The following is a 6,587-nucleotide window of genomic DNA, read 5'->3' as shown; positions in this document are numbered from 1 at the left end:
GCCTGGCATTGGCGTGCCTGGCGCCGCGCCGCGCGGTCGGGTGGGGCATCGCTGCGAGAGTTCTACCAATGGTTGCGGCTGGCCGCCAACGCGGGCGAACTTCGGTCGGCGGTGGCGCAACTGGGCGAACCCGACCGAGTCCTCGCCGAACAAGTACTGCTAGAAGCCTACGCCCGCCGGCGCGATGCTGCGGCCTGGCCAGCCACCCTGGCACAGGCCTCGCGGCGTTGGCGGCGGGCGTGGCGCGCGCGGCGGCTCTCGCCAGACACGCATGCCTTGCCGGCGGCATTGAATTCGTGCCAGGCCCGCGGCCTGGCGGCGTGGCCATCCAGACCCGAAAAAGGAGCACGATGATGGACCGGATCATGAAGGTGCATGCAAGACGCTGGGCAGCCTGGCTGAGCGTCGCCGTGCTTGCGGTACTGCTGTCGGCGTGCGCGGGGCCGCAGGGCGACTCCCGGCACCCCGATTTGCCATCGTGGAATGACGGGCCTTCGCGCCAGGCGATCGTGCAGTTCGTGCAGGCCGTTACCGAGCCCGGCAGCGCCGAATTCGTCGCGGTGGACAAGCGCATTGCCGTGTTCGACAACGACGGTACGCTATGGAGCGAGCAGCCGATGTATTTCCAGCTGCTGTTCGCCATGGACCGCATCAAGGTCATGGCGCCGGATCACCCTGAGTGGGCGCGGCGCCAACCCTACAAGGCCGCCATCGCGGGCAACCAGGCGGCCTTGGCCAAATACGGCCAGTCCGGCTTGCTGAAAATCGTGGGCGTGACCCATACCGGCATGAGTGTCGACGACTTCACGCAAAGCGTCGCGCAATGGGCCAGTACGGCGCGCCACCCGCGCTTCAACCAGCGCTATCCCGACATGACCTACGCGCCCATGCGCGAGCTGCTCGATTATCTGCGCGAGCACGGTTTCAAGACGTACATCGTCTCCGGCGGCGAAGTCGAATTCATGCGCGCCTGGGCGCCCGCGGTGTATGGCATACCGCCGGAACAGATCATCGGCACCACGTTCGTCACTACTTTCGACATGCGCAAGGGCGAGCCCGTGCTATGGCGCCAGGGCAAGCTGGAGTTCAACGACGATGGGCCGGGCAAGCCGGTAGCCATCCAGCGCCACATCGGCCAGCGTCCCATCATGGCGTTCGGTAATTCGGATGGCGACCTGGAAATGCTGCAGTGGACGGCCGCCGGGGAAGGGCGGCGCTTCGCCGGCCTGGTCCATCACACGGACGCGCAGCGTGAATGGGCTTATGACCGGGATTCCAAGGTTGGCCGCCTGGACAAGGCGCTGGACGAGGCCTCGCGCCAGGGATGGACGGTGGTGGACATGAAGACGGAATGGAACAGAGTCTATTCATTCGAGGATGGGCAATAGAGTTTAGTGCGGGACGTGACGCCCCTAGTGGCAAGGAGAGCTGTTATGAAAGCAAGGCGATGGTTGAGCGCGGCGTTGGTGGCCGCGAGCGGGCTCGCGGTCATGGGAGGCGCGCAGGCGCAGTCCCAGAACGCCCAGTCCAAGCCGGCGGCCCAGGCCGACGGCAAGAAACCCAATATCCTGGTGATCTTTGGCGACGATATCGGGCAGACCAATATCAGTGCGTACGGGAAAGGCGTGGTCGGCTACAACACGCCCAATATCGACCGTATTGCCAAGGAAGGCATCATGTTCACGGACTACTATGCCGAGAACAGTTGCACGGCAGGGCGGTCGACCTTCATTACCGGGCAGGTGCCGCGCCGCACGGGCCTGTCCAAGGTGGGCATGCCCGGAGCCCCGGTGGGTCTGCAGGATCGCGACATCACCATTGCGCAGGCGCTGAAATCGCACGGCTACAACACCGCGCAATTCGGCAAGAACCACCTGGGCGACCGGGATGAGTACCTGCCCACCAATCACGGGTTCGACGTGTTTTTCGGCAACCTTTACCACTTGAACGCCGAGGAAGAACCCGAGCGCCCATACTGGCCCAAGGACTCGAAGGACCAGATCATCGCCGCCTACAAGCCGCGCGGCGTCATCAAGGCCACTGCCGACGGAAAAATCGAGGATACCGGCGCGCTGACCAGCAAGCGCATGGAAACCATCGACGATGAAACCGTGGGCGCGGCGCTGGATTATCTGGACAAGCACGGCAAGGGCGACAAGCCGTTCTTTGTATGGATGAATACGACGCGCATGCACGTGTACACCCATATCCGGCCCGAGCACAAAGGCAAGAGCGGCATGCCCGGCAACGATTATGCCGACGGCATGTGGGAACATGACCAGGACGTGGGCAAGCTGCTGAAAAAGCTCGACGACCTGGGCATTGCCGACAATACCATCGTCATTTACACCACCGACAACGGGCCCAACCAGTTCAGTTGGCCCGACGCGGCCACCACGCCCTTCCGCAACGAGAAAAACTCGAACTGGGAAGGCGCCTATCGCGTGCCGGCCATGGTTCGCTGGCCGGGCCACATCCCGGAAGGCGAAGTCAAGACGGGCATGATGTCGGGCCTGGACTGGTTTCCCACCTTGCTGGCCGCGGTTGGCGACACGGATGTAAAAGAACGGCTGTTGAAGGGCTGGACACCCAACGGCGCCAAGCGCGACTACAAGGTGCACCTGGACGGGTACAACCAGCTGGCATACCTGACCGGCAAGCAGGATGACAGCGCCCGCCAGGACTTCTACTACTTCAACGACGATGGCCTGCTGGTAGCCATGCGCTACAACAACTGGAAGGCTGTATTCTGCGAGCAGCGGGCGCCAGGCGGCTTCGACGTATGGAAGGATCCCTTCGTGTGCCTGCGGGTGCCCAAGCTGTTCAACTTGCGCATGGATCCGTACGAGCGCGCCGATACCGTATCCAACCAGTACTACGACTGGCTCGTGAAGAACGACTACCTGCCGCTCATGGCGTCGATGAAGGCCGCGGAATTCCTGCAAACCTTTGTCGAATGGCCGCCCAGCCAGCGTCCCGCGTCTTTCAGCGTGGACCAGGTGCAGGCCGAAGTCGACCGCAAGGTCGATGAGTACTTCGAAGAACAGTCGAAGAAGCAGGGCAAGTAAGCAGGGCAGGGAAGCAGCGCCCGGGTGCGGTGTATGCCGCGCCCGGGCCTGCGATGCATAGCGGCAAGTCTGATGAGTACGACACTATGAGTTTTTCCAGAAGCGCATCGCCCGCGGTTCTTGCGGGCGGTACGCAGTTGCCGGCGGCGGGCCTGGCCGCGCCGTCGGTATTGCTGGCGCTGTCCGGAATGGCGGCGCTGGTTTTCCAGATTCTATGGATCAAGCAGCTGTCGCTGATCGTGGGCGTTGAAGTGCACGCCATCGCAACGGCGATCAGTGCTTTTTTTCTGGGGCTGGCGGCCGGCAGCTGGTGGCTGGGCCGCCGCGCCGACCGCGCCGATCGTCCGTTCCGCTTGTATGCGGCGATCGAGGTCGGCATCGCGGTGGTGGCCATTGCCGTGACGCAAGCCTTGGCGCATGGCGCGGGAGCTTTTGCGCGAGGCGAGCAGTTCAATGCCTTGCTGGCTTGGCTGGCCGTTTTCATCGTCATAGGCGCCGCGCCGTTCTTGATGGGAGGCACACTGCCCGTACTGCTGCGCGCCACCGGCGCCGGCCGGGTAGGGCGGGCAGGGGCGGCGCTGTACGCCGCCAATACCGGCGGGGCCATCGTGGGCGCGTTATTGCCGGCGTTCGTCTTGATTCCTTCTCTTGGCGTGCAGGGCGCCGCCCTGGCTGCTGCGGGCTTCAACGTGCTTGCCGCCCTGGGCGCCTGGGCGCTGGACCGGCAAGCGGCATCCGTGGCCGCCAGCCCGCCGGCCATTGAGCGTGCGCGGACGCCGCGTCCCTTGCCGCGCGACTCTCGGCTGGCCATCGGCCTGTATGCCATAGCGGGAGCCGTTGCCCTTGGGTACGAAGTGCTCTGGTCGCAGATGATCGTGCCCTTCATGAGCACGCGGGCCTTTGCCTTTTCTATTGTGCTGGCCGTGTATCTGGCCGGCCTGGCGCTCGGTTCGGCGCTGTATGCCCGTTTTGAGCAACGGCTGGGCGACCCTTGGCGCGTGTTCGGCGTGTTGGTGGCATGCGCCGGGGTGTTCGCCTTGCTGGAGGCGGCGCTGCTGGGACGCTGGCTGGTAGATGCGCAGAGCCTGGCGGAAGCGGCCATGCGCAACTGGGTGGACAGCGAGCTGGCAGGGATGAGTTCGCGGTTCGTGGTCGCCGCGGCCGTGATCGTATTCCTGCCCACGTTGTTGCTGGGCGCCGCCTTTCCCGCCGTCCTGCGCATCGCCGCACCCGCCGAACAGCGCGGGCAGGGCGCCGGCGCGGTACTGGCGGGCAACACCTTTGGAGGCATAGCGGGCACCGCCCTGACGGCCTTTGTCTTGTTGCCCCAATTGGGAACCATGGGCAGCCTGGCGGTGCTGGCCACGGCGGCTTGCTGCGTGGGCTTCGTTGCCGTTTGGCAGGCGCGGCCAGCCGCGGCCATGGCGCGGGCAATCACGGCGGCGCTGGCGGTGGCGGTGTTGATAGTGGGCTGGGCGCTGCCATCCGATCATCTGGCGCGCTGGTTGCCGGGCGCGCAGGGCAAAGATCTGGTGTTCTATGAAGAAAGCCACGGCGGCACTGTGGCGGTGGTGGAAAGCGGCAGCGGTGTCAACCGGTTCCGGCGCCTGTACATCCAGGGGGTCTCTAATTCCGGCGACGCGATGCCGTCGCTGCGCTACATGCGGCTGCAGGCCTTGCTGCCGTTGATCGTGCATGCCGGCGAGCCGCGTTCCGCCCTGGTCATAGGCTACGGCACCGGCATTACCGCAGGAGCCTTGTCACGCTATCCAGGCCTGCAACGCCGGGTCGTGGCCGAATTGCTGCCGGGGGTGCTGCACGCGGCGCCGCTGTTCCGGGGCACGTACGATGCTTACCAGGATCCCGGCCTGGAAGTGCGGCTGCGCGATGGGCGGCGGGAATTGCTGGCCAGCGCGGATACCTATGACCTGATCACGCTTGAACCGCCGCCGCCATCCGCCGCGGGCGTGGTGAATCTGTACTCGCGGGATTTCTACGCTTTGGCGGCATCGCGCTTGAACCCGCAGGGCATGGTGGCCCAGTGGTTGCCTCTGCCCACCCAGAATATCGAGGACACGCGTTCACTGGTGGCCAGCTTCATCGACGTATTCCCCCATGCTTCCTTGTGGACAACCGAGTTGCACGAGATGTTGCTGGTGGGGTCGATGCAGCCCATGCCGCTGGACGCCGCGCGCATCGCCCAGCGCTATGCCGACCCCAAGGTGCAGCGGGCCCTGGCCGATGTGGGGGTAGGGTCACCGGCGGCATTGCTGGCCACCTGGGTTACCGACCGCGAAGGGCTGGCCCGGTTTGCTGGCGACGCCGTATTGGTTACCGATGACTTTCCCGCCATCGAATATGCCCCCTGGGTGCGGCCGCGGGAAGTGGTGCGTACCTTGCCAGCCTTGATGGAACAGCGCACCGATCCGCCCATCGAGGCGGGACAAAGCCTTTTGGCCGAGCAGATCGCGCGCGAACGCACCGGGCTCGATTTGTTTTATCGCAGCGCGCTGGCCGCCTATCGCGGCGACCGCGGCGGCTGGGCCGCCGACGCGGCCGCGCTGGCCGAAATGGCGCAGGGCAATCCGTATCTGCGTTGGTTCATGGGGGAGTAAGCGGGCGGCCCACAGGCTCATGTCCAGCCCGCGGCCAGGAGTCAAGACAAAAGCGCAGCCGGCACGGCCGGCCATCTTCATTGCCAAAAAGGCCGCACAATGGCGACGCCGTTCAAGCCCATCCATTCTTCCAGTTCCGGGCACGCCAGTACTTCGAACTCGGCCGCCCGCTGAGCCGCGGAGCCCGGGCCGGGCAGAGCGGGATGGCATAGAACAAGATCGCCATCGCGAGCGTTGCACAGCCATGCCTGTAAAAGCGCCGCGTATTGGCGTTGACCGCCGTGCAGCCCATATACGCCCAGCAAACGCCGGTTGGTGCGCCATGGGCCCTGGCCGGCGGCCCGCAAGACGGCGCCGGATCCCAGCACGCCTATCAACCGCGCCTTGGCCGACGCTCCCCATGGCACACCCTCCTGCATTCCGGGCGCGGTGTAGCGGATCCAGGGTTGCCGCATGCCATAACGGGCGCGCAAAGCGCGCAGCAAGGCAGGCAGCACGTGCGGCAGTTGATGCACGTGCTGATGTCCATCGGCATAGTCGGGCGGGCGGCCGAAGACATGCTCGAAGCTGTCCAGCTGCCTCGCGATGTGGGCATCCAGCCACCTATGATCCAGGCTCCCGGCATAGGCCTGCGCGATCAGCAACGGCAGCGGCATCACGCGTTCCGGACTGGCGGGCAGGAACGCCTCGGTCAGGTTCAAATGCAGGCCCACGTCGACATTGGCATCTGCCAGCCCGGGTGCGTCAATGCGGAACGATGGGCCTTGCGCCAGGCAGCTGATCGCGCTGACCCGCCCCATGCGCGCCAAACGCAGCATGCCCGCATCAACGCCGCGATTCATGCCAAAATCGTCCGCGCACATCACAATACGCTTCCAGCAAGAATTCCGGTTGACGTCACCGG

Annotated in this window: 4 protein-coding genes and 1 pseudogene; 4 read left to right on the top strand and 1 reads right to left on the bottom strand. The window is 65.2% G+C overall.

Annotation, left to right across the window (positions count from 1 at the left end; translation table 11 throughout):
* From LPZ50_RS04140 to LPZ50_RS04125, 4 genes and pseudogenes are all read left to right on the top strand, one after another.
* Window positions 1–354: pseudogene (locus tag LPZ50_RS04140) on the top strand (hypothetical protein); the annotation flags it as partial.
* A complete protein-coding gene (locus LPZ50_RS04135; RefSeq protein ID WP_230657905.1) occupies window positions 354–1,388 on the top strand; it encodes an HAD family hydrolase in 1,035 nt (344 codons plus the stop codon). The pseudogene LPZ50_RS04140 and the gene LPZ50_RS04135, both read left to right, overlap by 1 nt.
* Before the next feature lie 45 nt (window positions 1,389–1,433).
* The gene (locus tag LPZ50_RS04130) at window positions 1,434–3,068 is read left to right on the top strand and encodes an arylsulfatase (RefSeq protein ID WP_230657899.1); all 1,635 of its coding nucleotides are present in this window, start codon (window positions 1,434–1,436) and stop codon (window positions 3,066–3,068) included.
* An 86-nt stretch (window positions 3,069–3,154) separates the two neighbouring features.
* Window positions 3,155–5,683 (top strand): fused MFS/spermidine synthase, encoded by a 2,529-nt coding sequence (locus LPZ50_RS04125; RefSeq protein ID WP_419195563.1) that lies wholly within the window; start codon window positions 3,155–3,157, stop codon window positions 5,681–5,683.
* Between the two features lie 77 nt (window positions 5,684–5,760).
* Here LPZ50_RS04125 and LPZ50_RS04120 read toward each other — a convergent pair whose 3' ends face one another.
* The gene (locus tag LPZ50_RS04120) at window positions 5,761–6,525 is read right to left on the bottom strand and encodes a ChbG/HpnK family deacetylase (protein ID WP_230657896.1); all 765 of its coding nucleotides are present in this window, start codon (window positions 6,523–6,525) and stop codon (window positions 5,761–5,763) included.
* Window positions 6,526–6,587: the final 62 nt, after the last annotated feature.

Source organism: Bordetella petrii (assembly GCF_020991325.1).
Lineage (GTDB): Bacteria > Pseudomonadota > Gammaproteobacteria > Burkholderiales > Burkholderiaceae_B > Bordetella_A > Bordetella_A petrii_E.
The sequence above is the reverse complement of the archived record's forward strand: the minus strand, read 5'-3'. Positions and strand labels throughout refer to the sequence as shown.

Coding starts and splice junctions, on each gene's coding strand:
- LPZ50_RS04135 (WP_230657905.1), top strand. CDS start 354: ATGGACCGGATCATGAAGGTGCATGCAAGACGCTGGGCAGCCTGGCTG.
- LPZ50_RS04130 (WP_230657899.1), top strand. CDS start 1,434: ATGAAAGCAAGGCGATGGTTGAGCGCGGCGTTGGTGGCCGCGAGCGGG.
- LPZ50_RS04125 (WP_419195563.1), top strand. CDS start 3,155: ATGAGTTTTTCCAGAAGCGCATCGCCCGCGGTTCTTGCGGGCGGTACG.
- LPZ50_RS04120 (WP_230657896.1), bottom strand. CDS start 6,525: ATGAATCGCGGCGTTGATGCGGGCATGCTGCGTTTGGCGCGCATGGGG.